The organism is Pseudomonas allii (genome assembly GCF_055380095.1).
Genome location: NZ_AP039450.1, coordinates 5,597,947 through 5,623,895, shown reverse-complemented (window position 1 = coordinate 5,623,895; position 25,949 = coordinate 5,597,947). Strand labels below are relative to the sequence as shown.

24 protein-coding genes are annotated in these 25,949 nt (G+C 59.9%); 11 read left to right on the top strand and 13 right to left on the bottom strand.

The features are described 5' to 3' along the window. Window positions 1-117 precede the first annotated feature (117 nt). The 9 genes from panC to dksA all read right to left on the bottom strand — a co-directional run bounded on the left by panC (window position 118) and on the right by dksA (window position 10,628). Window positions 118-969 carry a pantoate--beta-alanine ligase gene (gene panC, locus ACZ445_RS25790; RefSeq protein ID WP_058427641.1) on the bottom strand — a complete coding sequence of 284 codons (852 nt, stop codon included), beginning with the start codon at window positions 967-969 and terminating at the stop codon, window positions 118-120. After that, on the bottom strand, window positions 966-1,766 hold the full coding sequence (gene panB / locus ACZ445_RS25785) for a 3-methyl-2-oxobutanoate hydroxymethyltransferase (RefSeq protein WP_464707725.1): 801 nt from the start codon (window positions 1,764-1,766) through the stop codon (window positions 966-968). Before panB ends, panC begins: the two co-directional genes overlap by 4 nt. A 214-nt stretch (window positions 1,767-1,980) precedes the next feature. Then, complete coding sequence (gene folK / locus ACZ445_RS25780) at window positions 1,981-2,478, bottom strand: 2-amino-4-hydroxy-6-hydroxymethyldihydropteridine diphosphokinase (RefSeq protein WP_464707723.1); 498 nt, start codon at window positions 2,476-2,478, stop codon at window positions 1,981-1,983. Between the two features lie 2 nt (window positions 2,479-2,480). Further along, window positions 2,481-3,875: a polynucleotide adenylyltransferase PcnB gene (locus ACZ445_RS25775; protein WP_058427638.1), complete on the bottom strand. Its 1,395-nt coding sequence runs from the start codon at window positions 3,873-3,875 to the stop codon at window positions 2,481-2,483. 708 nt (window positions 3,876-4,583) lie between these two features. Next, on the bottom strand, window positions 4,584-6,014 hold the full coding sequence (locus ACZ445_RS25770) for a sigma-54-dependent transcriptional regulator (RefSeq protein ID WP_058427637.1): 1,431 nt from the start codon (window positions 6,012-6,014) through the stop codon (window positions 4,584-4,586). A 22-nt stretch (window positions 6,015-6,036) separates the two neighbouring features. Then, window positions 6,037-8,991 carry a sensor histidine kinase gene (locus ACZ445_RS25765; RefSeq protein WP_464707722.1) on the bottom strand — a complete coding sequence of 985 codons (2,955 nt, stop codon included), beginning with the start codon at window positions 8,989-8,991 and terminating at the stop codon, window positions 6,037-6,039. Then, window positions 8,975-9,151 (bottom strand): hypothetical protein, encoded by a 177-nt coding sequence (locus tag ACZ445_RS25760; RefSeq protein WP_003176118.1) that lies wholly within the window; start codon window positions 9,149-9,151, stop codon window positions 8,975-8,977. The genes ACZ445_RS25765 and ACZ445_RS25760 overlap by 17 nt, the downstream gene beginning before the upstream one ends. Window positions 9,152-9,213: 62 nt before the next feature. After that, a complete protein-coding gene (gene gluQRS / locus ACZ445_RS25755) occupies window positions 9,214-10,101 on the bottom strand; it encodes a tRNA glutamyl-Q(34) synthetase GluQRS (RefSeq protein WP_464707720.1) in 888 nt (295 codons plus the stop codon). An 83-nt stretch (window positions 10,102-10,184) separates the two neighbouring features. Continuing rightward, the gene (gene dksA / locus ACZ445_RS25750; RefSeq protein WP_058427634.1) at window positions 10,185-10,628 is read right to left on the bottom strand and encodes an RNA polymerase-binding protein DksA; all 444 of its coding nucleotides are present in this window, start codon (window positions 10,626-10,628) and stop codon (window positions 10,185-10,187) included. A 319-nt stretch (window positions 10,629-10,947) separates the two neighbouring features. On the opposite strand from dksA, the gene ACZ445_RS25745 reads away from it, so the two are divergent. Together ACZ445_RS25745 and sfsA are read left to right on the top strand one after the other, a co-directional pair. Next, window positions 10,948-12,120, top strand: a complete 1,173-nt coding sequence (locus ACZ445_RS25745; protein WP_179028511.1) for a pyridoxal phosphate-dependent aminotransferase — start codon at window positions 10,948-10,950, stop codon at window positions 12,118-12,120. After that, window positions 12,120-12,830, top strand: a complete 711-nt coding sequence (gene sfsA / locus ACZ445_RS25740) for a DNA/RNA nuclease SfsA (protein WP_058427632.1) — start codon at window positions 12,120-12,122, stop codon at window positions 12,828-12,830. Before ACZ445_RS25745 ends, sfsA begins: the two co-directional genes overlap by 1 nt. Here sfsA and ACZ445_RS25735 read toward each other — a convergent pair. Further along, window positions 12,827-13,144 (bottom strand): Rieske (2Fe-2S) protein, encoded by a 318-nt coding sequence (locus ACZ445_RS25735; protein WP_058427631.1) that lies wholly within the window; start codon window positions 13,142-13,144, stop codon window positions 12,827-12,829. The two genes, sfsA and ACZ445_RS25735, sit on opposite strands and share 4 nt — an antisense overlap. A 155-nt stretch (window positions 13,145-13,299) precedes the next feature. Between ACZ445_RS25735 and ACZ445_RS25730 the strand changes: the two genes are divergently transcribed. Genes ACZ445_RS25730 through ACZ445_RS25720 form a run of 3 tightly spaced genes read left to right on the top strand, consistent with a single transcriptional unit; the run spans window position 13,300 to window position 15,979 of the window. Next, window positions 13,300-14,178 (top strand): heme/hemin ABC transporter substrate-binding protein, encoded by an 879-nt coding sequence (locus tag ACZ445_RS25730; RefSeq protein WP_058427630.1) that lies wholly within the window; start codon window positions 13,300-13,302, stop codon window positions 14,176-14,178. Then, window positions 14,175-15,212 (top strand): FecCD family ABC transporter permease, encoded by a 1,038-nt coding sequence (locus ACZ445_RS25725; protein ID WP_058427629.1) that lies wholly within the window; start codon window positions 14,175-14,177, stop codon window positions 15,210-15,212. The genes ACZ445_RS25730 and ACZ445_RS25725 overlap by 4 nt, the downstream gene beginning before the upstream one ends. Further along, window positions 15,212-15,979: a heme ABC transporter ATP-binding protein gene (locus ACZ445_RS25720; protein ID WP_058427628.1), complete on the top strand. Its 768-nt coding sequence runs from the start codon at window positions 15,212-15,214 to the stop codon at window positions 15,977-15,979. The genes ACZ445_RS25725 and ACZ445_RS25720 overlap by 1 nt, the downstream gene beginning before the upstream one ends. Before the next feature lie 244 nt (window positions 15,980-16,223). On the opposite strand, the gene ACZ445_RS25715 is transcribed toward ACZ445_RS25720, so the two are convergent. From ACZ445_RS25715 to ACZ445_RS25705, 3 genes are all read right to left on the bottom strand, one after another. Then, window positions 16,224-16,496 carry a TfoX/Sxy family protein gene (locus ACZ445_RS25715; protein WP_058427627.1) on the bottom strand — a complete coding sequence of 91 codons (273 nt, stop codon included), beginning with the start codon at window positions 16,494-16,496 and terminating at the stop codon, window positions 16,224-16,226. Between the two features lie 192 nt (window positions 16,497-16,688). Further along, the gene (locus tag ACZ445_RS25710) at window positions 16,689-17,033 is read right to left on the bottom strand and encodes a pentapeptide repeat-containing protein (RefSeq protein ID WP_058427626.1); all 345 of its coding nucleotides are present in this window, start codon (window positions 17,031-17,033) and stop codon (window positions 16,689-16,691) included. A 93-nt stretch (window positions 17,034-17,126) separates the two neighbouring features. After that, window positions 17,127-18,683: a bifunctional aminoglycoside phosphotransferase/ATP-binding protein gene (locus ACZ445_RS25705; RefSeq protein ID WP_058427625.1), complete on the bottom strand. Its 1,557-nt coding sequence runs from the start codon at window positions 18,681-18,683 to the stop codon at window positions 17,127-17,129. A 118-nt stretch (window positions 18,684-18,801) separates the two neighbouring features. Between ACZ445_RS25705 and mrcB the strand changes: the two genes are divergently transcribed. The 6 genes from mrcB to ilvC all read left to right on the top strand — a co-directional run bounded on the left by mrcB (window position 18,802) and on the right by ilvC (window position 25,920). Continuing rightward, complete coding sequence (gene mrcB, locus ACZ445_RS25700) at window positions 18,802-21,126, top strand: penicillin-binding protein 1B (RefSeq protein ID WP_058427624.1); 2,325 nt, start codon at window positions 18,802-18,804, stop codon at window positions 21,124-21,126. Window positions 21,127-21,142: 16 nt separating this feature from the next. Then, window positions 21,143-21,877: a tetratricopeptide repeat protein gene (locus ACZ445_RS25695; RefSeq protein ID WP_058427623.1), complete on the top strand. Its 735-nt coding sequence runs from the start codon at window positions 21,143-21,145 to the stop codon at window positions 21,875-21,877. Beyond that, complete coding sequence (locus ACZ445_RS25690) at window positions 21,877-22,206, top strand: YqcC family protein (protein ID WP_058427622.1); 330 nt, start codon at window positions 21,877-21,879, stop codon at window positions 22,204-22,206. Before ACZ445_RS25695 ends, ACZ445_RS25690 begins: the two co-directional genes overlap by 1 nt. A 431-nt stretch (window positions 22,207-22,637) precedes the next feature. Continuing rightward, window positions 22,638-24,362, top strand: a complete 1,725-nt coding sequence (locus ACZ445_RS25685) for an acetolactate synthase 3 large subunit (protein ID WP_058427783.1) — start codon at window positions 22,638-22,640, stop codon at window positions 24,360-24,362. A gap of 2 nt (window positions 24,363-24,364) precedes the next feature. Continuing rightward, on the top strand, window positions 24,365-24,856 hold the full coding sequence (gene ilvN, locus ACZ445_RS25680; protein WP_003176102.1) for an acetolactate synthase small subunit: 492 nt from the start codon (window positions 24,365-24,367) through the stop codon (window positions 24,854-24,856). Window positions 24,857-24,903: 47 nt separating this feature from the next. After that, window positions 24,904-25,920 carry a ketol-acid reductoisomerase gene (ilvC, locus tag ACZ445_RS25675; RefSeq protein WP_003176099.1) on the top strand — a complete coding sequence of 339 codons (1,017 nt, stop codon included), beginning with the start codon at window positions 24,904-24,906 and terminating at the stop codon, window positions 25,918-25,920. The last annotated feature ends 29 nt before the right edge of the window (window positions 25,921-25,949 follow it).

The window sequence follows — 25,949 nt, the reverse complement described above, 5'->3', positions numbered from 1 at the left end:
GGGCGATTACATTAAACCTAGCGTGTCGATATGTCTTGGCTTTGTCTGCGCTCATGCCGGTACTTTTTTATACCGGCACTTTTTATTGAGGCAGCAATGAGGGCAACTGGAGGGAGGTCAGTCGAGGGTCAGGTGCAGGTTATCGATCAGACGCGTGGCCCCCAGATAGGCTGCCACCAGGATCACGATATCCCGATCTTCTGCCGCTGCCGGGCGCAAATGCACGCCCTGGCGCACTTCGAGGTAGTCCAGGCGCAGCCCGGCGGCTTCGATCTGGCGGACCTGTTCGGCGCGCAGCTTGGCGAAGTCACGGTCACCGGCCTTGATCGCAGCGCCGATCTGGCTGAGGCTGCGGTACAGCACTGGCGCAATCGCGCGTTGCTCGTCGCTGAGGTAGCCGTTGCGCGACGACAGCGCCAGGCCGTCGTCGGCGCGCACGGTGGGCTCGCCGATGATCTGGATCGGCATGTTCAGGTCATGCACCATGGCGCGGATCACGGCCAGTTGCTGGTAATCCTTCTGGCCAAACACCGCCATATCCGGCTGTACCATGTTGAACAGCTTGCTGACCACCGTCGCCACGCCTTCGAAATGCCCGGGACGGCTGGCGCCGCACAGGCCTTCAGACAGTTGTGGCACGCTGACGCGGGTCTGGCCGGTCATGCCACCGGGGTACATTTCTTCGACGGTGGGCGCGAACAGCAGGTTGCAGCCGGCCTGCAGCAGCTTTTCCTGATCGGCGGCCAGGGTGCGCGGGTATTTGTCCAGGTCTTCGCCGGCGCCAAATTGCAGTGGGTTGACGAAGATGCTGGCGACCACGAAATCCGCTTGCTGGGCGGCCTTGGTCACCAGGGTGGCATGACCGCTGTGCAGGTTGCCCATGGTGGGCACAAAGCCGATGCGCTTGCCGGCGCTGCGGGCATGCGTCACGGCAGCCCGCAGTTCACGTACGGTTTTAACGGTGTTCATGCAGAGAACCCATGTTCGGCGGCCGGGAAGGTCACGCCTTTGACTTCGGCGACGTAAGCGCTCAAGGCGTCATGGATGCTGGTCTGGCCGGCCATGAAGTTCTTCACGAACTTCGGCACGCGGCCGCTGATCGACAGGCCGAGCATGTCGTGCACCACCAGCACCTGGCCATCGGTGGCCGAACCCGCGCCGATACCGATCACCGGCACTTTCACGGCCTGGGTGATTTCTGCCGCCAGTTCGCTCGGCACGCATTCGAGCAGGATCATGGCCGCGCCGGCCTGTTCCAAGGCGATGGCATCGGCCCGCATTTGGCGTGCCTGGGCCTCATTGCGGCCCTGTACCTTGTAGCCGCCGAGGATGTTCACCGACTGCGGCGTCAGGCCCATGTGCGCACACACCGGCACGCCACGCTCCGCGAGCAGGCGGATCGACTCGGCAAGCCACACCGCGCCTTCAATTTTGATCATGTGCGCACCGGCTTGCATCAGCTTGCCGGCGTTCTGGAAGGTCTGTTCGAGCGTCGCGTAACCCATGAACGGCAGGTCGGCGATGATGAAGGCGCCATCGTTACCGCGCTTGACGCTGGCGGTGTGGTACGCAAGTTCATCGGTGGTGACGGGCAGGGTGCTGTCATTCCCTTGAAGAACCATGCCCAGGGAGTCGCCCACCAGCAGCACTTCAACCCCGGCCTGGCAACTGGCGTGGGCGAACGTGGCGTCGTAGCAGGTCAGCATGGTGATTTTTTCACCTTTGAGCTTGAGGCTCTGCAAGGTGGTCAGGGTAATGTCTGGCATGAAAAGGGTCCTCGTTCAGGCGCTTGGAAACAGCGAGTAACGCGCGTGAGTCTTCGTTTATACAGGCGCACTGTCTTGAGAGCAGTGCTTATAAGGCCTGGATTGCGCCCTTCAGCGCCGGGTTGGCGGCAGCGGGACGCCTATAGTCGTGAGGAGGACACGGGAAGTCAATTGGATGTGTTACCGCATTGTTACGATGACGGTGTTACCGCTGTTACTGACGCGATTCAGCAACGGTGAGGCGTTCAAGACCGACAAACGGGCAGGCTTCAAGCAGGTCGTGGAGGGTTTGACCATCGGGTAACGCCAGGCTGGCGGGCGCCAGTTCGGCCAACGGGTACAGCACAAAAGCCCTCAGGTGCATCTGGTAGTGCGGCACCTTGAGGCGCGGTGCATCGATCAGGCGATCGCCAAACAGCAGGATGTCCAAGTCAAGCGTGCGCGGGCCCCAACGCTCAAGGCGTTCGCGGCCCTGGTCATTCTCGATGGCTTGCAGTGCATCCAGCAGCTCAAGTGGGGCTAGGTTGCTGTCCAGGGCCGCAACCGCATTGGTGTAGCGCGGCTGGCCAGGGAGCAGTGAGTCACTTTGATAGAAGGTAGAGACCCCGGCGACGTGGGTGCCGGGCAATTGCGCCAGCGCTTCGATAGCGCTGCGCAATTGCTGCTCCGGGGCAGCCAGGTTGCTGCCCATGCCGATGTAGATGCGTTCCACGTTTATTCGCCCGAGGCGTCGGCCGCGCTACGCTTGCGCTTGCTGCTGCTACGGCGACGTTTCTTCGGCCCGGCGCCTTCGCCGTCGCCTTTGCTGCCGAGGTCACGGATCATGTCGCGGCGTTCGCTGTCATTGGCGTCCTGGTAGTCGGTCCACCATTCGCCCAGGCCGTCGGTCTGCTCGCCGGCGCTTTCACGCAACAGCAGGAAGTCGTAGCCGGCGCGGAAACGCGGGTTGTCCAGCAACAGGTCGGCACGTTTGCCGCTGCGGCGTGGCAGGCGTTCCTGCATGTCCCAGATCTCACGGATCGGCATCGTGAAGCGTTTTGGAATTGCGATGCGCTGGCACTGCTCGGCGATCAGCTCATGGGCGGCTTCCTGCATGGCCGGGATCGGCGGCATGCCACGCTCCTGCAAGCGCAGTACGCGTTTTGGCAACGCTGGCCACAACAGCGCGGCAAACAGGAACGCCGGGGTGACCGGCTTGTTCTGCTTGATGCGCAGGTCGGTGTTGATCAGTGCTTCGCTGATCAAGGTGTGGGTGTACGTCGGGTTGTATTCCAACGCCTCGGCGCTGGCCGGGAACAGCGGGTCGAACAACTGCAGGTCGACGAGCATTTCGAAGGTGTCGGCGGCATAGCCCGAGAGGAATAGCTTGAGCACTTCTTCGAACAGGCGCGCCGAAGGGATCTCGCGCAGCATCGGTGCCAGTTCGCGAATCGGCGCGGCGGTGTGTTTCTCGATGCCGAAGTTGAGCTTGGCGGCAAAACGCACCGCCCGCAGCATGCGCACCGGGTCTTCCTGGTAGCGCTGGACCGGGTCGCCGATCAGGCGGATCAGGTTGTTGCGAATATCGTGTACGCCATTGGCGTAATCGAGAATGCGCTCGCTGACCGGGTCGTAATACAAGGCATTGATGGTGAAGTCGCGGCGCTGCGCGTCTTCTTCCAGGGTGCCATAGACGTTGTCGCGCAGGATGCGCCCGCTTTCGTTGCGGGAGGACTGGTTGGTGTCTTCCTCATCATCGTTTTGCGGGTGGCCGGCGCGGAACGTCGCGACTTCAATGATTTCGCGACCGAAGTGAATATGCACCAGCTTGAAGCGTCGGCCGATGATCCGCGCATTGCGGAATTCGGCACGCACCTGCTCAGGCGTGGCGCTGGTGGCGACGTCGAAGTCCTTGGGCGTGATATTGAGCAGCATGTCGCGTACACAACCGCCCACCAGATAAGCCTGGTAGCCGGCGTTCTGCAAACGTTCGACGATATTCACCGCATAACGGCTGAATTGAGCGCGTTGCAGCGAATGCTGGCTGCTGTTGAGCACTTCAGGCGTGCTGCGTTTGTGTTGCGTACGACGCAAGGGAGAACGGAATGACTGGAACAACTTCTTCAGCATGGGATGCACTGTTTGAAGGAATGTTCGGCCATAACGAAGAATGACCGCATGATGGGCGGGGATTCTAGCATTTAGTCAGGGGATGGTGTAGGAACAAGCTGCAAGCCCCTAGCCAAAAGCTTCAAGAGGTTGCTGGACGGTCAAATCGCGGAAACTACAAGGGGAGCCGAAGCTCCCCCAGAAGTAGTTGCGTGCTCTATTTTTATTATGGGTTGCGGGCTTCTTGTTTTTGTTGATCGCCCTCGCCATGAAGCTTCACCTTCATGACACTCCCAATCGGGAGTCAAGAGCAAACGGATTGCTTTGGTCGCTGTGTTGCTGATCTACGATCCAACCAGTTCAGGCTCTGCCTTAGGGCAGTTTTTGTTGTTCTCGGCCTGGTTGCGGGGCAAGCCCCAAATGCAACGCCTCTCCAAAAGAATCAGTTAGCTGCGCCTCCGCCGTGTTGTTTTTGTTATGCGTGAGTCGATTCGTCTTATTTTTATTGTCTTGTACAAAGCTTGTTATTGTTTTTGTACTAAGCATATAGCAGGGTGCGTGCCAACTTTTGCTCCGCCCAGCAAAACCGGGGGGTTGAGGTGGTTTCGGGTTTTTGACGGACCAAAAAAAGCCGGGGCTTCGTTACCGTAAGCCCCGGCTTTTGTTACGCGAAATATCCGCGGTAACAGTTTTTTCACATCTGCGGGTGTTACCTGTGGGGGCGCGCCCTCAACTCTCGCTGGCCACGCCGGTCTTGCGCCGTGGAATGCCCAGGCGCTGGCGACGTTCCCACAGGCATTTACGGCTCACGCCCAGCTTGCGCGCGAGTTCGGTCTCGGTCATGTGGTCCTGATGCTCAAGGACGAAGTGCTGGAAGTAGTCTTCCAATGACAGATCTTCCGTCGGCTCATGGCTGGTGTTGCTACCGCCGCCCTGTTGTGGGGCCAGGCCGATGAAGTCATCATCTTCCAGATCGCTCAGCTCAATGTCGATGCCCAGCAGCTCGGCGGAAATCTCCGGGCTTTCCGACAGGATCACCGCACGCTCGACCGCATTTTCCAGCTCGCGCACGTTACCCGGCCATGAGTAATGCCGAATCGCCAGCTCTGCGTCCGGGGCAAACTTCAGGTCGGTGCGGTTGATGCGCGCGCTCTGGCGCAGCAGGAAGGCGTTGGCGATCTCGTTGACGTCGGCGCCACGCTCACGCAGGGCCGGCAACTTGAGGGCAATCACGTGCAGGCGGTAATACAAGTCTTCACGGAACTGGCCGATCTTGGCCAGGCTCTTCAAGTCTCTGTGGGTAGCGGCGATCAGTCGAACATCGACCTTCTGCGATTGCACCGAGCCCACTCGGCGAATCTCGCCTTCCTGCAACACGCGCAGTAAGCGCGCCTGGGCTTCCAAAGGCAGTTCGCCGATTTCGTCGAGGAACAGCGTGCCGCCGTCCGCCGCTTCCACCAGGCCCGCACGCCCGGCGCTGGCGCCGGTAAACGCGCCTTTTTCATGGCCGAACAGTTCGGATTCGATCAGGGATTCGGGGATCGCCGCGCAGTTCACCGAGATCATCGGCGCCTTGGCACGCTTGGACAGGTTGTGCAGGGCGCGGGCCACCAGTTCTTTACCGGTGCCAGACTCGCCCTGGATCAATACATTGGAGTCGGTGGGCGCGACTTTGCGGATCTTGCTGTACAGGTCCTGCATGGGTGGGCAGGAACCGATGATGCCGATCTCGCCGTTGCTGTTGTCGACGCCTGGCTTGTCATTGGTTTTGCCCGCCGGGCGTTGCTCGGCCGGCGCGCTGCTGGCCGACTGGCGGTCACGCAGGATACGGGCCACTGCCTGGAGCATCTCGTCATGGTCGAAGGGTTTGGCGATGTAATCCACCGCGCCCATCTTCATGGAGTCCACCGCCGACCGCAGGCTGGCGTAGCTGGTCATGATCAGCACCGGAGTGCCCTGGCCAAGCTTGATCAACTCGGTGCCAGGCGCGCCAGGCAGGCGCAGGTCACTGACAATCAGGTCGAACGTGGGAATGCTGAAACGCTCCTGGGCTTCCTGCACCGAGCCGGCTTCGCTGACCTGGTACTGATTTCGTTCAAGCAGGCGACGCAAGGCAGAGCGGATAATGGTTTCGTCTTCGACGATCAAAATGTGCGGCATTGATTCAATTCTCTCGACGGTCTCAGTTCACAGCGGACGTCGCTTCGACATGACGCGGCAAGGTCACCCGAATACGGGTGCCGCGTTGGCTTTCGGTGTCAGCCGGGCTGTCGATGGTGATTTGTCCATAATGCTCTTCAACGATGGAATAGACCAGTGCAAGGCCCAGACCGGTACCTTCACCTGGATCCTTGGTGGTGAAGAAGGGTTCGAACAATCGGTCCATGATGTTCTGTGGAATACCGCTGCCTTCATCTTCGACGATCAGATCGACCGTATGTTCGAAAGCCTCGGTCTTGACGCGTACGGCACCGCCGGCCGGGGTGGCGTCACGGGCGTTGGACAGCAGGTTGATCAGCACTTGGGCGAGGCGTTGGGAGTCGCCGTCGACCCAATGGTCGGGGTCGCATAAGTTGAAGAACTGTACTTCGAAATTGCGCCGGTTCAAGGCCAGCAGCCCAATAGCGTCCTGTGCCACCTCGGCCAGGCACACGGCTTCGTCGTGGTTCTGGTGGGCGCCGGCATGGGCAAAGCTCATCAGCGACTGCACGATGCGCGAGACACGCTTGGTCTGTTCGAGGATCTGCCCGCTGATCTCGGTGATTTCGCCATCGTCTTCACGCTCTTCCCGCAGGTTCTGCGCCAGGCAGGCAATACCGGTGATCGGATTGCCGATTTCATGGGCCACGCCCGCCGCCAACCGGCCGATACTGGCCAGGCGCTCGGAGTGCACCAGCTTGTCTTCGAGCATCTGGGTTTCGGTCAGGTCTTCTACCAGCAATACCAGGCCGCTGTTGCCGGGGGCGAGGGGTTCGTCGATCGCGGCTTTGTGCAGGTTGAGCCAACGGGTCTGGCCGTCGAGGGCCAGGTGCTGTTTGTGCAAATGCTCGTCGGGCAGATTGATGAAACCTTGCAACAGTTCTTTCCACGGCTCACCCAGTGTATTCAGGCGTGAACCCACCACGCGCTGCGCAGCGATGCCGGTGAGTTCTTCCATGGCCTTGTTCCACATCAGGATCTCTTGATCCTTGGCCAGGGAACATACGCCCATGGGCAATTCCTGCAGAGTCTGGCGGTGGTAGCGGCGCAGGGCGTCAAGTTCGGCGGCGAGGCCGGTGAGGCGCGAGTGATAGTCCTCCAGCCGGCTTTCGATGAAATGGATGTCTTCGGTCACGTAGTTTTCGCCGCCGGCCTTGTAGGGCAGGAAGGTTTCCACCATGTCCTGGGACACACTCGGGCCCATCAAACCGGACAGGTTGGCTTCGATGCGGTCACGCAGTCGCCGTAGCGCGTACGGGCGGCGCTCATCGAACGGCAGGTAAAGATCGCGCAGCGCCTGCTCGACCTCCTTTTGTGCCGCCTTGGCACCCAACGGTTTGGCCAGTTGCGTGGCGAATTCCTGGGGTGAGGCCGCATGCAATTCACGCCGTTGCGGGCGGCGCACGTTGTCCACTGCACAGGCTTCGGCGGCGCTGGTTTCTTCAGGGCTGGCGTTGGTAAACAGTGAGATCAGGGTGAACATCAAGACGTTGGCGGCCAATGACGCAATCGCTGCCATGTGCCAGCTGGTGTCATCCAGTACGTAGATCATGTTCAACAACGGGATATAGAACCCCTGCAGGTTGCCGACCAGCGGCAGCAGCATGGTCACGACCCACACCAGGATGCCCGCCAGCAACCCGGCGATAAAACCACGCCGATTGGCGGTCGGCCAGTACAGTACCGACAGCACGCCCGGCAGGAACTGCAAGGTGGCGACAAATGCGACGATCCCCAGGTTGGCCAGGTCTTGACCCGCGCCCAGCAGCAGGTAGAACCCGTAGCCGGCCATGATGATCGCGACGATCAGCGCGCGCCGCGTCCATTTCAGCCAGCGGTAGATATTGCCCTCGGCTGGCGGTTGGTACAGCGGCAATACCAGGTGGTTGAGTGCCATGCCCGAGAGGGCCAGGGTGGTCACGATGATCAACCCGCTGGCAGCCGACAAGCCGCCTACATAAGCAAGTAGCGCCAAGGCCGGGCTGTTTGCGGCAATGCCGATGCCCAGGGTGAAATACTCAGGTTTGGTGGTGGCGCCCAGTTTCAAGCCCGCCCACAGGATCAGCGGCACCGCCAGGCTCATCAACAACAGGAACAACGGCAAACCCCAGCTGGCGCTGACCAGCGAGCGCGGGTTGAGGTTCTCAGTGAAGGTCATGTGGTACATGTGCGGCATTACGATTGCCGAGGCGAAGAACACCAGCAGCAGTGTGCGCCACGGGCCTTCTTGCAGTGGCGTGTGCAGGGCGGCGAGGGCGGTCTGGTTTTGCAGCAGCCACAGTTCCAGCTGCTGCGGGCCGTCGAACACGCCGTATAGCGCATAGAGGCCGACGCCGCCGATGGCGATCAGCTTGATCACCGACTCAAAGGCAATCGCGAACACCAGGCCTTCGTGTTTCTCGCGGGTGGCAATATGGCGTGAGCCGAAGAAAATCGTGAACAGGGTGATCAGTGCGCAGAAAGCCAGGGCCACTCGATGTTGCACCGGTTCGCGGGTCAGGATGCTGATGGAGTCCGCCACCGCCTGGATTTGCAGGGCCAGCAACGGCAGCACGCCGATCAGCATGAAAATGGTGGTCAGCGCGCCGGCCCAGGTGCTGCGAAAGCGGAAGGCGAACAGGTCGGCCAGGGAGGACAGTTGGTAAGTGCGGGTGATCTTCAGGATCGGGTATAGCAGCACAGGCGCCAGCAGAAACGCGCCGGACACCCCCAGGTAGCTGGAGAGAAAGCCGTAACCGTATTGATAGGCCAGGCCCACGGTGCCATAGAACGCCCACGCGCTGGCGTAGACGCCGAGGGACAGGGTGTAGGTCAACGGATGGCGAATGATCGCCCGCGGAATCATTCCGCGCTCACTGATCCAGGCCACCCCGAACAACGCGGCCAGGTAGGCGGCGCTGATCAGCAGCATCTGGGTGAGGCTAAAGCTCATCGGCATCTTTTTGGCTCTGCAGGATGAAAGTCACGACGATCAGGATCAACCACAGCAGATAGGGGCGATACCAGGCGCCCGTGGCGTCGATCCACCAATCCATGATGGCGGGGGAAAACAGGTAGATCCCGACGACCAGCAGCAGGACCAATCGATAGATGTACATGTTGGCCTCTGTGTAAAAACGTGCGGCGATGGTAACGGATGCTTGGCAAGCTGCAAGCGCCTTCAGCTCAATTGCGCTTCGGCCTGCGTGAGTGTGCGCGGTATCCGCGTGGCGTCCCAGTGCTGGATGCCCCAGTCCAGCAGTTCCCGTGGGCGGGCGTACTCGAGTTCTTCCCCGGTTTGCTGGCCGAGGGCGCGCAGAGCCCTTAATAGCAAAGGCGTGGCCTGGTCGGGTGTCAACGGCGGGGAACGGTAGGACTTGCCCAATTTGTTACCGTCCGGTTGGACGATCAGCGGCACATGCAGGTAGCGCGGCTGACGAAGGCCCAGCAATTCCTGCAGGTAGAGCTGGCGTGGCGTGGAGTCGAGCAGGTCGGCGCCGCGCACGATGTCGGTAACACCTTGCCACGCATCGTCGAGGACCACGGCCAATTGATAGGCATAGAGGCCATCGCGGCGACGGATGATGAAATCGCCTACATCACGGCCCAGATGCTGTCGGAATTCGCCCTGCACACGGTCGGTAAAGTGGTAGGCAAGCTCAGGAACACGCAGGCGGATGGCCGCGTCCTGCTGATCGTGACCGGCATTGCGGCATAGGCCAGGGTAGATCCCGTTATAGGGTTCCAATTGTTTACGTGAGCAGGTGCAGGCGTAGGCCAGGCCGTGGTTGAACATATCGTTCAACACTTTGGCATAGGCTTCGTGCCGTTCGCTTTGTCGGACCAGTTCGCCGTCCCATTCAAAGCCATAACTTTCCAGGGCATGCAGGATAGCTGCCTGGGCGCCGGGCTCTTCACGAGGTGGGTCGAGGTCTTCCATGCGCATCAGCCAGCGGCCTTGGTTGGCGCGGGCGTCGAGGTAGGAGGCGAGGGCGGCGACCAGTGAGCCGAAATGCAAATGGCCGCTGGGTGTGGGGGCGAAACGCCCGATATAGGTAGAGGCTGTCATGGGCCGGATACTACTGGAAATTCGGTAAACGCCAGCAACAAAAATGGGGCGTTCGCACGCCCCATTCGTTCAGCTCGGCTGGATTACTTGCCGACTTGTTTTTCCTTGATTTCGGCCAAGGTCTTGCAGTCTACGCAGAGGTCCGCAGTTGGGCGGGCTTCCAGGCGACGAATACCAATCTCGACGCCGCAGGATTCGCACCAGCCGTATTCTTCGTCCTTGATCAGCTGCAGCGTCTTGTCGATCTTCTTGATCAACTTGCGCTCGCGATCACGTGCGCGCAGTTCAAGGGCGAATTCTTCTTCCTGGCTCGCACGGTCGGCGGGGTCAGGGAAGTTGGCTGCTTCGTCCTTCATATGGTCAACCGTACGGTCGACCTCCTGCATCAAGTCTTGTTTCCACTTGTTGAGGATCTTGGTGAAGTGCTCGCGCATGGGCTCGCCCATGTACTCCTCACCTTTCGTCTCTACGTAAGGTTCGAAGCCGTTGAGGCCTTGAGTCTGCTGTTGCTTTGCTTGGGTGGACATGAATAGACCGCCTCTCACTCTTCTAATCCATTGCGCAGGATTGCAACGTCACCGACACCTGCCGGCCCTGCGGCTGCAAGCGGGCGAACTTACCAGATAGATTCGGGGTGCGCCACTCCCGGTTGTCGAGGCCCATGGCAAATGGCTTGCAAACTGCGACAGCCCGCCATTGCTGGGTATATGTTGCCTCGAATGTAGATTTTAGTCGTTTTGCAGGCGCTTGCCCGGACTGCATATGCCGCCGGGCAGGCAATAGAACATGTTTTACGCCGTGGGTTCGGTAGAATCCTGATTTTGTCCTCACCGTTAAGGAAGGCTAATGGCCCAGCCCTACAGTGCGCGCAGTCGCGCCATCGAACCTTTTCATGTCATGGCATTGCTGGCGCGGGCCAATGAGCTGCAGGCGGCCGGCCATGATGTGATCCACCTGGAAATCGGCGAGCCGGACTTCACCACTGCCGAGCCGATCATCCAGGCCGGCCAGGCCGCACTGGCCAACGGCAAGACTCGCTACACCGCGGCCCGTGGCCTGCCTGAACTGCGCGAGGCCATCAGCGGTTTCTATCAGCAGCGCTACGGGTTGAATGTCGACCCCGAGCGTATCCTGATCACCCCTGGCGGTTCAGGCGCATTGTTGCTGGCCAGCAGCCTGCTGGTGGACCCAGGCAAGCATTGGCTGCTCGCAGACCCTGGTTACCCGTGCAATCGCCACTTCCTGCGCCTGGTAGAGGGCGCGGCCCAGTTGGTACCGGTCGGCCCGGAGGTGCGCTATCAGTTGACCGCCGACCTGGTGGCCAAGCACTGGGACCAGGACAGTGTGGGCGCGCTGGTGGCCTCGCCAGCCAACCCGACCGGGACGATCCTCACCCGTGACGACTTGGCCAGCCTTTCTGCGGCCATCAAGGCGCGTAATGGTCATTTGGTGGTGGATGAGATTTACCATGGCCTCACTTACGGCACCGACGCGGCCAGCGTGCTTGAAGTCGACGACGAGGCTTTTGTCCTGAATAGTTTTTCCAAGTATTTCGGCATGACCGGCTGGCGCCTGGGTTGGCTGGTGGCGCCGCCGGCGGCAGTGGGTGAGTTGGAAAAACTGGCGCAAAACCTCTACATCAGCGCGCCAAGCATGGCCCAACACGCGGCGCTGGCGTGTTTCACCCCGCAAACCCTGAGCATTCTCGAAGAGCGCCGCGCCGAGTTCGGTCGCCGCCGCGACTTCCTGTTGCCCGCCTTGCGCGAGCTGGGGTTCGGCATCGCCGTCGAGCCGGAGGGGGCGTTCTATTTGTACGCCGATATCAGCGCGTTTGGCGGTGATGCCTTCGCATTCTGCCGTCATTTCCTTGAAACCGAGCATGTGGCGTTCACGCCTGGCCTGGATTTCGGTCGCCACCAAGCCGGTCATCATGTGCGTTTTGCCTATACGCAAAACCTCGATCGGCTACAAGAAGCTGTGGAGCGGATTGCCCGTGGTCTGCGGAGCTGGCAAGGCTGATGCGCTTTAATCCTCCCCTTGAAGAAGCGCGCCTGATTCGCCGCTATAAGCGTTTTCTCACCGATATCCAGACCGTTACCGGTGAGTTGCTGACTATTCATTGCCCCAACACGGGCTCGATGCTCAATTGCATGGTGGAAGGCGGACAGGTCTGGTTCAGTCGCTCCAATGACCCCAAGCGCAAATTGCCCGGCACCTGGGAAATCGCCGAGACGCCCCAAGGGCGGTTGGCCTGTGTGAACACGGCGCGCGCCAATCAACTGGTCGAGGAGGCGCTGTATGCAGGGGTGATCACTGAGCTCAACGGCTTTACCGCGTTGAAACGCGAAGTGCCTTACGGTCAGGAGAAAAGCCGCATCGACTTTCGCCTGGACTATCCCGACGGCGCGGCCTACGTCGAAGTCAAAAGCGTGACCCTGGGCTTTGATGGGTCTGCGGTTGCTGCGTTTCCCGATGCGGTGACGCAGCGTGGCGCCAAGCATTTGCGCGAGCTGGCGCATCTGGCGCGGCAAGGTGTACGTGCGGTGCAATTGTACTGCGTCAATCTCTCGGGGATTGAGGCCGTGCGACCTGCGGTGGAAATCGACGCCGGTTACGCCGCCGCCTTGCGTGAAGCCAAGGCGGCGGGGGTGGAAGTGCTGGCGTATGGCGTGCAGGTGACCTGCGAACAAATCTGTGTAGACCGACGCCTGGACGTGCTGATCGACTAGAGTTCCACCCACAAGCCCTGGGCGTCTTCGCAGCCGCGCAGGGCGGTCAGGCTTTGCCCGGCGCAAGGGCCGGCGATGCATTCCCCGTTCTCGATCAGGAACAGGGCGCCGTGGGTCGCGCATTGGATCAGGCTGGCGCTGTCGTCGAGAAACTGGTCGGGTTGCCATTCCAGTGGAATGCCACGATGGGGGCAACGGTTGATGTAGAAGTACGCAACGCCGTCCCGGCGCACAGCCAGCAGCTTGCACCCGTCGATGTCAAAACCGAGGCTGCTGTTGGGCCCGAGTGCGCTGGAGGGGCAGAGAAACTTCATTTCAATCCTTAAGTGCCTTGACGTTCAAATGCAAACAATTATCAAATGCCGGCTTCGCCCGTCAGCTGATCGGGTGCTCAATACGATGCCAGATGGGCGTTTGCTGTCACATCGATGAGTGCTTGAGCGGCCCTGCCCTGGAAGGAAACCCTGTTATGCGCCTGAGTGCCAGCGCTATTGCGCTTGTTGTCGGACTGCTGTTCAACCACGGGGCGCAAGCCTCTGAACTGCCACAACGCTGGGTGAGTGCCGGTGGCGCCCTGTCGGAATGGGTGACGGCCCTGGGCGGTGAGTCGAAGCTGGTTGGGGTGGACACCACCAGCCAGCATCCTGAATCCCTCAAGGCGTTACCGAGCATTGGCTATCAGCGGCAGTTGTCGGCGGAAGGCATTCTGAGTCTGCGCCCGCAGGTGCTGGTCGGCACCGAAGAAATGGGGCCACCGCCAGTGCTGGCGCAGATTCGCAGCGCGGGCGTGCAGGTGGAGATGTTCTCGGCGCAACCGGATCTGCCTACATTGAAAGGCAATCTTCAACACCTGGGTAAGTTGCTGGGCAGCGAGGCCAGGGCCAACGAATTGTTTGCCGGATATGAGCAGGCGCTGGACCAGCAGAAACGCTGGGTGAGCAAGGCCCAGTCCACGCAAAAGGCCCCTGGTGTGCTGCTGTTGCTCGGGCACGCGGGTGGCAAACCGCTGATCGCAGGCAAAGACACGGCGGCTGACTGGATGTTGCAGCAGGCGGGTGGGCGCAATCTGGCGACCCATGAAGGTTACAAGCCGTTTTCAGTGGAGTCATTGGCGGGCTTGAGCCCGGATGTGCTGGTGTTTGCTGACCGTGCCCTGACCGGAGACGCAGCGCGTGCGGCACTGTTCAAGGAAAACCCGATCTTGGCGTCGACGCCGGCGGCCAAGAGCGGGCGGGTGTTTGAGGTCGATCCCACTCTGCTGGTCGGCGGGCTTGGGCCGCGTATGGCGCAAAGCCTCGCGGACCTGTCTGCCGGGTTTTACCCGTCCCAGTCCAAGCCCGCCCCATGACCACTCTGGTTAAACCGAAGACGCTGTTTATTGGGCTGGTGCTGTTGTGTGTCTTGGCGATCTGGCTTTCGCTTGCACTGGGGCCGGTCAGCCTTCCTTTGCTGGATACGCTTAAGGCCGCGCTGCGTTTGATGGGGTTGCCGATCAAGGCGCAAGGGCTGGAGCAGGCTGAGTTGATCCTGGGGCAAATTCGGTTGCCGCGTACGTTGTTGGGGTTGGCGGTCGGCGGTGTGTTGGCCTTGTCCGGTGTGGCAATGCAGGGGCTTTTTCGCAATCCCCTGGCTGATCCGGGCCTGGTGGGAGTTTCCAGCGGTGCCGCGTTGGGGGCGGCGGTGGCGATTGTCGGCGGTTCGTTTTTCGGCGGTTTGCCGGATGCGTTCGGGCCGTATCTGTTGTCACTCTGCGCATTCCTGGGGGGCTTGGGTGTGACGGCGCTGGTCTATCGGCTGGGACGGCGCAACGGCCAGACCAACGTCTCGACCATGCTGCTCGCAGGTATTGCCCTTACGGCCCTCGCCAGTTCTGCGGTGGGTCTGTTCACCTATCTGGCCGACGACGCGACATTGCGTACCCTCACTTTTTGGAACCTGGGCAGTCTCAACGGCGCCAGCTATTCACGGTTATGGCCGCTGTTGCTGGTGAGCGCGGGCGTGGCGCTGTGGTTACCGCGCAGGGCTCGAGCGCTGAATGCCTTGCTGCTCGGTGAGTCAGAGGCCAATCACCTCGGTATTGATGTGGAAGGCCTCAAGCGTGAATTGGTCTTCTGCACCGCCTTGGGTGTGGGCGCGGCGGTGGCGGCTGCGGGCATGATTGGTTTCGTGGGGTTGGTGGTGCCGCATCTGGTGCGTTTGCTGGCGGGGCCGGATCATCGGGTGCTGTTGCCCGCATCGGTCCTGGCGGGTGCGAGTCTGTTGTTGTTTGCCGATCTGGTTGCGCGGCTGGCCCTGGCGCCGGCTGAGTTGCCGATCGGTATCGTCACTGCGTTTATTGGCGCGCCGTTTTTTCTTTACCTGTTGTTGCGGGGACGTGCCTGATGCTGCGTGTAGAAAACTTGCAGATCTGCTGTGGTCGCAAAATCGTGTTGGCGGATGTCACGCTTGATCTGTTGCCGGGTGAAGTACTCGGCGTGCTGGGTCCCAATGGAGCGGGCAAGAGTACGCTGCTCGGTGCGCTGTGCGGCGAGTTGCATCCGGATCAAGGCAAGGTGTACCTGGATCAACGTTCTTTGCAGGAGTGGAATGGGGCACAACGAGCGCAGCGCCTGGCGGTGTTGCCACAAAGCTCGACACTTGACTTCGCTTTCCGTGTTGAAGAGGTTGTCGGTATGGGGCGCTTGCCCCACCAGACTGGGCGCGTGCGCGATGATGCTATTATCGAGGCGGCCTTGCAGGCGGCTGATGTCGGGCACTTGAGCGGTCGCAGCTATCTGGCGTTGTCCGGTGGCGAGCGCCAGCGTGTGCATCTGGCGCGGGTGCTGGCGCAATTATGGCCGGGTGAAGCGGGGCAGACGCTGCTGTTGGATGAGCCAACGTCAATGCTGGACCCTTTGCATCAACACACGACCTTGCAAGCCATCCGTACCTTTGCCGATCGCGGCGCGGCGGTGCTGGTGATCCTTCATGATTTGAACCTCGCAGCCCGTTACTGTGACCGCATTCTGTTGCTGGAGGCGGGGCGCCCGCATGCCTTGGATACGCCGGCGCAGGTGATGCAACCTGAGCCCTTGAAAGCTGTTTTTGGTCTGGATGTACTTGTGCAGGCCCATCCCGAGCGTGGGCATCCTCTGATCATTGCGCGCTGAATCCGGCTTTTCCATAGGCAAAAAAAGACCCGGCAAAAGCCGGGTCAAATAACCGTGATTAGCCTGATGAGGAGATAATCTGAGAGTCCGAACCAATGGTCTTTCAGTTATCGGCTGATCTCGCGACCAGTTGTGATAATCATAACGATTCTCATTTGAGAGTCAACCTTTGTTTTCTCAGTGCCTTCGGGTTTTCTCAAACGCGCGTTCGGAATGTCTGTAAACATGGGGCCTGATAGTCGATCTAATTCTTTTGGCGCGTTGAAATAGCGTCAAGTTGACGATTCAGCGCTTCCTTGCGTTCGGCAGGAATGTCATTCCAATGCATGTCCATCAATGCCCCTTCGATGGCATACAGCAGCACTTTCGATGCGCGAAACCCGCGCGTCCGCACGGCCCGGTAGGCATCAACCGCACCCAGGCGACGCAAGTCGGACGCGCTGTGGATGCCCACCGCATGCAGCCATTGTGCTGACGTCTTGCCAAGGTTTTTCAGGTGTTGCAGCTCATCGTTCATCAAGCCTCCTTGCGACGGCCGAATGGTGCGGTGGGTATCGTGACCAGGCAAGCCTGAACAGAAGTGTAGCGCTCAGTAGGAAAAGCGTAGTTCTTTAGTCGGAAACGGCCTAAAGACGTATAAGCATGATGAGGTCAGTCAGGCGGGAAGTCCCCGGCACGCTTCGCGAAACCGGGGCGGAAGCAGAGGGTTTCAGCGAGTGCGATAGCGCAGGCGTGTGCCGAAATTGACCGACATGAGAATCTCGTCAGCGCTCAGTTCAGGCGGGAAGTACGTGCCGGAAATCTGCGCGTGGGCCAGGCTGGCGCCCTCCAGCGGGCAGTTGCGCAGGTCCAGCCCGCGCAAATCGGCAGATCGGAAATAGGCGTCGGTAAAGTCCACGCCCGCCGCGTTCAGTTCGCGCAAGTCCAGCCCACGGAAGTCACCACCGCGCATGTCGATGACACCGTCTTTTGGGCGTTCCTGGTTGAAGCCTCGGACATCGTCTTTATGCAGGAGCGAGTAAAGCGGAGTATCAAGAAGCTTGGGCTGACTCATGACGGCGACTCCCGTTGGATTTATGACGCCATTATAGTGCCACTATTGCTCGGTCGTGCGCCCCAAGTAGGCGACACGACCAAGAAATTTTTCTTACAGGCCTGGCAGACGCTGGCGAATATGCGCCACCAGTGCATCGAGGGTCCCGCTTTCATTGGTCTCGACGCGCTTGCTGAGGAGCAACTCCTCGGCGGTGAGTGGGTCACGATGGGCTTGCTGTTCTTCGATAACAGTCAGTGTCGCGTCGGAAGGATCGTTTTTGTCCGCCTGACGTTGCGCCAACCAGCTGGCGATAACGGCTTGTGGCGCGTTGCAATCCAGAATCAGGAAAGGCGCACCCGTGGCTTCGGCAACTTTGGCGGCCGCATCGCGTTGTTCACGTTTCAGGAAGGTCGCATCCAGCACGACCGGGTAGCCAGCACGCAGCACGGTATCGGCGATTTCGTTCAGGCGTGCGTAGGTCGCGGCACTGGCGTCGGCTGCATAGATACCGGCCTGTGGTGTGTTTTCCACCTGTTGCTCGCCAAACAGGCGCTTGCGCTCCACGTCCGAGCGCAGGCGCACCGCACCCAGTGCTTCCACCAGGCGCATGGCCACATGGCTTTTACCGACAGCCGAAACGCCGTGGGTAATGGCCAGGAAACGCGATGGAATGGTGCTGTAGCTTTCCGCCAGATTGGCGTAGTTGCGGTATTGGCGCAGGGTCGTGGCGCGCTGTACCGGGCTGGCTTCGCTCGGCATGCTGAACAGCGCGATCTTGGCGCGGACCAGGGCGCGGTAGGCTTTATAGAAGTTCAACACTTCCAGGCCCTGATAGTCACCGGTCAACTCCAGATACTGACTGATGAAGCGGCGTGCCAGGGACTTGAGCCCACGGTCTTCCAGGTCCATGGCCAGGAAGCCGGTATCGGCGTACACATCGGTGAAACGGAAGGGCTCGTTGAATTCGATGCAATCGAAGATGACCACGTGGCCGTCGATCAACGTTGCGTTACCCAGGTGAATATCACCGTGGCATTCGCGGGTGAAGCCGTCCTGCTTGCGCTGGGAAAACAGTGGCTTGAGACGCTCGAAGCTGCTTTCGGCCCAGGCTTGCAAGGCTTCCAGCTGGGTCAGGTCAGCCTTGTCGCTGAGGAATGGGCGGATCTGGTCGAAGTTCTGGCGAACCGGAGCCATTACCTCGTCCGGCGTGCCGGCCGGGTGTCCCTGTGGCACTTTTGGCGCTGAGAGATGGAAATGCGCGATCTGCTTGGCCATTTCATCGATGTGCGCGCTGGTCAGTTCGCCATTGGCTTGCAGGGTGCTGAGCAACTGGCTCTGCGGGAACTGGCGCATTTTCAACGCATACTCGATAACCGGCCCGTTGCCACCCAATTGCGGGGCCTCGGCTGTTCCTGTGATCGGCAACACTTCAAGATACAAATCTTCGGTCAGGCGCTGATTGAGGCGCAGCTCTTCGTTGCAGAAATGGCCGCGCTTTTCCAGATCGGTGAAATCCAGAAATCCGAAGTTCATCGGTTTTTTCAGCTTATAGGCGTAAGGGCCGGTCAGTACAACCCAGGAGATATGGGTCTCGATGACTTGGAACGCTTCAACCGGATGGGGGTATAAAGCCGGATTTTGCAGGGCAGCGATCAGGGACTGGCTCACGGGCGATCCTTCAGAGTCTGGGGAAAAACATGGCGGGCATTATGGCTGCTGCGACCGCTTGTGCAAACCGCCGTCCGGCTCATGTTGATCATCAATAAAGTGCGTATAATCCGCCGCCATGACTCGAACCCGATCTCCCCGTTCCCGTAAAAAACCTCCTTCCCGTGGCCTGCACCCCTGGCTTGGCTGGGCGCTCAAGCTTGGCCTGGTAGGCCTTGTGGTGCTTGCCGGCTTTGCGGTCTACCTCGACGCTGTGGTGCAGGAGAAATTCTCCGGCAAGCGCTGGACCATTCCGGCCAAGGTGTACGCGCGCCCGCTGGAATTGTTCACCGGCCAGAAGCTGAGCAAGGATGACTTCCTGACCGAACTCGACGCCTTGGGCTACCGTCGTGAGCCCGTGAGCAACGGTCCGGGTGCTGCGGCTGTCAGCGGAAATACCGTCGACCTGAACACCCGTGGCTTCCAGTTCTATGAAGGCCTGGAAAAAGCCCAGCCGGTGCGCGTGCGATTCTCCGGCGATTACGTCGCCGAGTTATCATCTCTCAACGGCTCGAAACTGCCTGTGGTTCGCCTTGAACCGTTGATGATCGGTGGTATTTACCCGAAGAACCTTGAAGATCGCATCCTGATCAAGCTCGATCAGGTACCACCTTACCTGCTGGAAACCCTGGTCGCCGTTGAAGACCGTGATTTCTACCATCACTGGGGGGTCTCGCCGAAATCGATCGCCCGTGCAGTCTGGGTGAACACGTCCGGCGGCAAGATGACCCAGGGCGGCAGTACGCTTACGCAACAGTTGGTCAAGAACTTCTACCTGACCAACGAGCGCAGCCTGACCCGCAAACTCACCGAAGCCATGATGGCGATGCTGCTGGAGTTGCACTACAGCAAGCAGGAAATCCTCGAGGCTTACCTCAACGAAGTATTCGTCGGCCAGGACGGTCAGCGCGCGGTGCATGGTTTCGGCCTGGCCAGCCAATTCTTCTTTGGCCAGCCGCTGTCCGAACTGAAGCTGCACCAGGTTGCGTTGCTGGTGGGTATGGTCAAAGGGCCTTCCTACTACAACCCGCGCCGCAACCCCGAGCGTGCGTTGGAGCGTCGTAACCTGGTGCTGGATGTTTTAGAGCAGCAAGGTGTTGCCACCGCTGAACAAGTTGCCGCCGCGAAGAAAATGCCATTGGGTGTCACTACCCGCGGCAAACTGGCAGACAGCTCTTTCCCAGGCTTTATCGACCTGGTCAAGCGCCAACTGCGTGAAGACTACCGCGACGAAGACTTGACCGAGGAAGGCCTACGGATCTTCACCAGTTTCGACCCGATCCTGCAGATGAAGGCCGAAGCCTCGGTCAATGACACGTTCAAACGTATGACGGGCCGTAAGGGCGCGGATGAAGTCGAAGCGGCCATGGTCGTGACCAACCCGGAAACCGGGGAGGTCCAGGCCCTGGTTGGCAGCCGCCTGGCCAGCTTCGCCGGTTTCAACCGTGCGCTGGATGCGGTGCGGCCGATTGGTTCGCTGGTCAAACCGGCGGTGTACCTCACGGCCCTGGAAAAACCGAGCAAGTACACCCTGACCAGTTGGCTGTCTGACGACCCGCTGTCAGTAAAAGGTGCTGACGGGCAGGTGTGGACGCCACAGAACTTTGATCGCCGTTCTCATGGGACAGTGTTCCTGTACCAAGGGTTGGCGCACTCCTACAACATCTCCACTTCGCGTCTCGGCCTCGAAGTGGGAGTACCGAATGTCCTGAAGACCCTCGCGCGCCTGGGCATTACGCGTGAGTTCCCGGCATTTCCATCGATCCTGCTGGGTGCCGGCGCAATGACCCCAATGGAAGTCGCGACGATGTACCAGACCCTGGCCAACGGTGGTTTCAATACGCCGATGCGCGGGATCCGAAGCGTGCTGACGGCTGAAGGCGAGCCGCTCAAGCGTTATCCGTTCCAGATTCAGCAGCGTTTCGATGCGGGCTCCATCTACTTGATCCAGAACGCCATGCAGCGTGTGATGCGTGAGGGTACCGGTAGTTCGGTCTACAAGGTGCTGCCGTCCAACCTGACATTGGCGGGCAAGACCGGCACCAGTAACGATTCGCGCGACAGTTGGTTCGCAGGTTTTGGCCAGGATGTGCTGGCGGTGGTGTGGATGGGGCGTGATGACAACGGCAAGACCCCATTCACCGGCGCCACCGGTGCGTTGCAGGTCTGGACCAGTTTCATGCGCAAGGCCGACCCGCTGCCGTTGAACATGCCGCAGCCGGATAATATCGTGCAGGCTTGGATCGATCCGCACACTGGGCAGGGCTCCGATGCCAACTGTCCGGGCGCAGTACAGATGCCGTATATTCGCGGCAGCGAACCGCCACCCGGCGCCGCATGCGGTGGCAGTGCCCCTGCTGACGCGGAATCGGTGATGGATTGGGTCAAGGGCTGGATGAATTAAGCAAAGAGGGTTTCAAGTGAACAAGTGGTGGATTCCAGCTATTACAGCTCTGGCTTTGCTCAATGGTTGCGCCAGCGTGCAGCGCGGCTCCATTCCCGTGGTGGACTCGAGCACGACCGTGTCCAATAACGACCGGATCTCGGCCAACGGCGGGTTCCGCCAGACCGTGACCAACCGTCCCGCCCAGGCCAAGCCGCAAGCTGTGCCGCAGGATTCAGGTGTGGTGGTGATGGTGCCGGGTGGTGGCGCAGCGACGTCGGCGCCGATCAGCGCCGAGCCGTGGACCCCGGGGCCAAGCACCTCCGGTCCGATTGACTCGACCCCGATTCAGACGGCCCCGATCAACCAGGGCACCTACAGTATGCCATCGACGCCGAGTGGCATTCCCTCGTCCTCCAGCGCCGGCGGCCTGTCGGCTGACGAGCAATTGGATGGCCCGGTACTGGCCTTGCTGACCACTGCCCAGCAACAGCAGGCGGGTGGTGATCTCAACGGTGCGTCGTCCAGTCTCGAGCGCGCCCAGCGCGTTGCGCCGCGTGAACCGCAAGTGCTGTATCGCCTGGCCCAGGTACGCATGGCCCAGGGCGATGCGCCGCAGGCCGAGCAATTCGCCCGTCGTGGTCTGACCCTGGCCAACGGTCGTCCAGACCTGCAAGCCAGCCTGTGGGCCTTGATTGGTGACGCGCGTGCCGCACAAGGCGACGCCGCCGGTGCCGCCCAGGCGCGCCAGAAAGCCAAGGTCAGCCTCTGATGGATGCACGGTTTCCCGCCATTGCCGAACAGTTGCTGCTGATTGAGCGAGAGTTGCGTGTGCAGGGCTGGTGGGATGAGGTTGCCCCCAGCGTCGAGGCGCTCAGCAGTGTCGAACCCTTTTCGGTGGACACCCTGGACTTTCACCAGTGGCTGCAGTGGATATTCCTGGTGCGCATGAAGCAGATCCTCGAACAGGACCTGCCGCTGCCCAATGCGTCGGGCATCCTGGAAATGGCCGAGATGGTCTACGCTGATCGTCCGCTGCAAAGCCTTGGCTTGCGCAATGCGCTGAAAAAGTTCGACCAATTGATCGTCGACGCTCGTTAATTGCCTGACTGCCGGTTTTTCCGGCAGTCTTGCGCATATTTCTACCGCTTGACGACATTCAGGCGAGTTTTATCCCTCCTCAAAGCCCTTTCTTCTACGTTCTCATGCGCTTAGTTGGAAAAAAGCGCAATTATTGCTTGACTTGAAGGGCCTTAAACAGAAGAATCCAAAGTCCGCTGTATCGGGACTGCCAGAAGCAGGCCCGCTCAGCAGATCATGAGGCGCACATCCGCGCCGACCTGTTACACCCGCAACGCGTTACCTCGCGCTGGGTGGGAAAAGCCCGCAACACTTGGGACGATCCCAATACTTGCTCAGTCAGTGCTGACGTAGTCGGCGACCACCGTCGCTCATGCTCTGTTGAGAAGTAAACCTATTAAGACCCGTCGGTTTTCAACGGACGGTATTCTGGCGTTTTAGAGGTGAACAACGTGGAGCTTTTATCTGGCGGTGAGATGCTCGTCCGCTTTTTGCGTGACGAAGGCGTCGACTATATCTACGGGTACCCAGGTGGTGCTCTGCTGCATGTTTACGACGCACTGTTCAAGGAACCGGCTGTTACCCACATCCTGGTTCGCCACGAACAGGCCGCGACCCATATGGCTGACGGTTATGCCCGTGCCACCGGTAAAGCCGGCGTGGTACTGGTAACGTCCGGCCCTGGCGCAACCAATGCCATCACCGGCATCGCGACTGCGTATATGGACTCTATCCCGATGGTGGTCATTTCCGGCCAGGTGCCCAGCACCATGGTGGGGACCGATGCATTCCAGGAAACCGACATGATCGGTATCTCCCGGCCGATCGTGAAACACAGCTTCATGATCAAGCATCCTACGGAAATCCCGGAAGTCATGAAAAAGGCCTTCTACCTCGCACAGTCCGGTCGTCCGGGTCCTGTGGTGGTCGATATCCCCAAGGACATGACCAACCCGGCCGAAAAATTCGAATACATCTTCCCGAAGAAAGCCAAGCTGCGCTCCTACAGCCCGGCGGTCCGCGGGCACTCGGGGCAAATCCGCAAGGCGGCAGAAATGCTGTTGGCGGCCAAGCGCCCAGTGCTGTACTCGGGTGGTGGCGTGATCCTGGGCGGCGGTTCTGCACCGCTGACCGAACTGGCCAAGTTGCTCAACCTGCCGGTCACCAACACCCTGATGGGTCTCGGCGCCTTCCCGGGTACGGACCGTCAGTTCGTCGGCATGCTCGGCATGCACGGCAGCTACACCGCCAATCTGACCATGCACCATGCCGACGTGATCCTGGCCGTGGGCGCGCGGTTCGATGACCGTGTGATCAACGGCGCGAGCAAGTTCTGCCCGAATGCCAAGATCATCCATATCGACATCGACCCGGCGTCCATCTCCAAGACCATCAAGGCCGACGTGCCGATTGTAGGTCCTGTTGAAAGCGTATTGACCGAAATGGTTGCCGCGCTCAAGGACATCGGTGAGACGCCGAACAAGGAATCCGTTGCCAGCTGGTGGAAGCAGATCGACGAATGGCGCGGTGATCGCGGCCTGTTCCCTTACGACAAGGGCGACGGCAGCATCATCAAGCCACAAACCGTGATCGAAACCCTGTGCGAAGTGACCAAGGGCGACGCTTTTGTGACCTCCGACGTGGGCCAACACCAGATGTTCGCGGCGCAGTACTACAAGTTCGACAAGCCTAACCGCTGGATCAACTCCGGTGGCCTGGGCACGATGGGCTTTGGTTTCCCTGCGGCCATGGGTGTGAAACTGAGCTTCCCGGACACTGACGTTGCGTGCGTCACCGGTGAGGGCAGCATCCAGATGAACATCCAGGAACTGTCGACGTGCCTGCAGTACGGCCTTCCGGTGAAGATCGTCTGCTTGAACAACGGCGTGCTGGGCATGGTTCGTCAATGGCAGGACATGAGCTACAACAGCCGTCACTCCCATTCCTATATGGAATCGCTGCCGGACTTCGTCAAGTTGGTTGAAGCCTATGGCCACGTCGGCATTCGCATAACCGATCTGAAAGATCTGAAGCCGAAGATGGAAGAGGCGTTCGCCATGAAGGACCGCTTGGTGTTCATCGATATTCAGGTGGATACCAGTGAGCACGTCTACCCGATGCAGATCAAAGATGGCTCTATGCGCGACATGTGGCTGAACAAGACGGAGCGTACTTAATCATGCGGCACATTATCTCCCTGCTTCTGGAGAACGAACCCGGCGCTCTGTCTCGTGTTGTCGGCCTGTTTTCGCAACGTAACTACAACATCGAAAGCCTGACCGTGGCCCCGACTGAAGACCCGACCCTGTCGCGTCTGACGTTGACCACTGTGGGCCACGATGAGGTGATCGAGCAGATCACCAAGAACCTCAACAAGCTGATCGAAGTGGTCAAGCTGGTCGACCTGTCGGAGAGTGCCCACATCGAGCGCGAGCTGATGCTGGTTAAGGTCAAGGCTACGGGTGCCCAACGTGCCGAGATCAAGCGCACGACCGACATCTATCGCGGGCAGATCGTCGATGTGAGCGCCAGCGTTTATACCGTTCAACTGACCGGTACAAGCGACAAGCTGGACAGCTTCATCCAGTCGATCGGGACGGCCTCGATTCTGGAAACGGTACGCAGTGGTGTCACCGGGATTGCCCGTGGCGACAAAGTACTCAGCATCTAACCCAAATTAGCGAATGGCCTTACGGCCTGGATATATAGAGGAACCTCATGAAAGTTTATTACGATAAAGATTGTGACCTGTCGATCATCCAGGGCAAGAAAGTCGCCATCATCGGCTACGGTTCCCAAGGTCACGCTCAAGCGTGCAACCTGAAAGATTCCGGCGTTGACGTGACCGTTGGCCTGCGCAAAGGCTCGGCCACGGTTGCCAAGGCTGAAGCCCACGGCCTGAAAGTGACTGACGTTGCTTCCGCTGTTGCTGCTGCCGACCTGGTCATGATCCTGACCCCGGACGAGTTCCAGTCCGCGCTGTACAAGAACGAAATCGAGCCGAACATCAAGAAGGGCGCTACCCTGGCCTTCTCCCACGGCTTCGCGATCCACTACAACCAGGTCGTGCCACGCGCTGACCTGGACGTGATCATGATTGCGCCAAAAGCGCCGGGTCACACTGTGCGTTCTGAGTTCGTCAAAGGCGGCGGTATTCCTGACCTGATCGCGATCTACCAGGACGCATCGGGCAACGCCAAGAACGTGGCACTGTCCTACGCTGCTGGCGTCGGTGGCGGTCGTACCGGCATCATCGAAACCACCTTCAAGGACGAGACTGAAACCGACCTGTTCGGCGAGCAAGCCGTGCTGTGTGGCGGTACCGTCGAACTGGTAAAAGCCGGTTTCGAAACCCTGGTTGAAGCGGGCTACGCGCCAGAAATGGCCTACTTCGAGTGCCTGCACGAACTGAAACTGATCGTTGACCTCATGTACGAAGGCGGTATCGCCAACATGAACTACTCGATCTCCAACAACGCCGAATACGGCGAGTACGTGACTGGCCCGGAAGTGATCAACGCCGAGTCCCGCCAGGCCATGCGCAACGCCCTGAAACGTATTCAGGACGGCGAATACGCCAAAATGTTCATCAGCGAAGGCGCTACCGGCTACCCTTCGATGACCGCCAAGCGTCGTAACAACGCCGCTCACGGTATCGAAGTCATCGGCGAGCAGCTGCGCTCCATGATGCCGTGGATCGGTGCCAACAAGATCGTCGACAAAGCCAAGAACTAAGTCGTACGTATCAAGGGAAAACGCGGCCT

Bases quoted from the DNA above. Each gene is read 5' to 3' on its own strand.
- panC (WP_058427641.1), bottom strand. From the start codon at position 969: ATGAACACCGTTAAAACCGTACGTGAACTGCGGGCTGCCGTGACGCAT.
- panB (WP_464707725.1), bottom strand. From the start codon at position 1,766: ATGCCAGACATTACCCTGACCACCTTGCAGAGCCTCAAGCTCAAAGGT.
- ACZ445_RS25775 (WP_058427638.1), bottom strand. From the start codon at position 3,875: ATGCTGAAGAAGTTGTTCCAGTCATTCCGTTCTCCCTTGCGTCGTACG.
- ACZ445_RS25770 (WP_058427637.1), bottom strand. From the start codon at position 6,014: ATGCCGCACATTTTGATCGTCGAAGACGAAACCATTATCCGCTCTGCC.
- ACZ445_RS25765 (WP_464707722.1), bottom strand. From the start codon at position 8,991: ATGCCGATGAGCTTTAGCCTCACCCAGATGCTGCTGATCAGCGCCGCC.
- ACZ445_RS25760 (WP_003176118.1), bottom strand. From the start codon at position 9,151: ATGTACATCTATCGATTGGTCCTGCTGCTGGTCGTCGGGATCTACCTG.
- gluQRS (WP_464707720.1), bottom strand. From the start codon at position 10,101: ATGACAGCCTCTACCTATATCGGGCGTTTCGCCCCCACACCCAGCGGC.
- dksA (WP_058427634.1), bottom strand. From the start codon at position 10,628: ATGTCCACCCAAGCAAAGCAACAGCAGACTCAAGGCCTCAACGGCTTC.
- ACZ445_RS25745 (WP_179028511.1), top strand. From the start codon at position 10,948: ATGGCCCAGCCCTACAGTGCGCGCAGTCGCGCCATCGAACCTTTTCAT.
- sfsA (WP_058427632.1), top strand. From the start codon at position 12,120: ATGCGCTTTAATCCTCCCCTTGAAGAAGCGCGCCTGATTCGCCGCTAT.
- ACZ445_RS25735 (WP_058427631.1), bottom strand. From the start codon at position 13,144: ATGAAGTTTCTCTGCCCCTCCAGCGCACTCGGGCCCAACAGCAGCCTC.
- ACZ445_RS25730 (WP_058427630.1), top strand. From the start codon at position 13,300: ATGCGCCTGAGTGCCAGCGCTATTGCGCTTGTTGTCGGACTGCTGTTC.
- ACZ445_RS25725 (WP_058427629.1), top strand. From the start codon at position 14,175: ATGACCACTCTGGTTAAACCGAAGACGCTGTTTATTGGGCTGGTGCTG.
- ACZ445_RS25720 (WP_058427628.1), top strand. From the start codon at position 15,212: ATGCTGCGTGTAGAAAACTTGCAGATCTGCTGTGGTCGCAAAATCGTG.
- ACZ445_RS25715 (WP_058427627.1), bottom strand. From the start codon at position 16,496: ATGAACGATGAGCTGCAACACCTGAAAAACCTTGGCAAGACGTCAGCA.
- ACZ445_RS25710 (WP_058427626.1), bottom strand. From the start codon at position 17,033: ATGAGTCAGCCCAAGCTTCTTGATACTCCGCTTTACTCGCTCCTGCAT.
- mrcB (WP_058427624.1), top strand. From the start codon at position 18,802: ATGACTCGAACCCGATCTCCCCGTTCCCGTAAAAAACCTCCTTCCCGT.
- ACZ445_RS25690 (WP_058427622.1), top strand. From the start codon at position 21,877: ATGGATGCACGGTTTCCCGCCATTGCCGAACAGTTGCTGCTGATTGAG.
- ilvN (WP_003176102.1), top strand. From the start codon at position 24,365: ATGCGGCACATTATCTCCCTGCTTCTGGAGAACGAACCCGGCGCTCTG.
- ilvC (WP_003176099.1), top strand. From the start codon at position 24,904: ATGAAAGTTTATTACGATAAAGATTGTGACCTGTCGATCATCCAGGGC.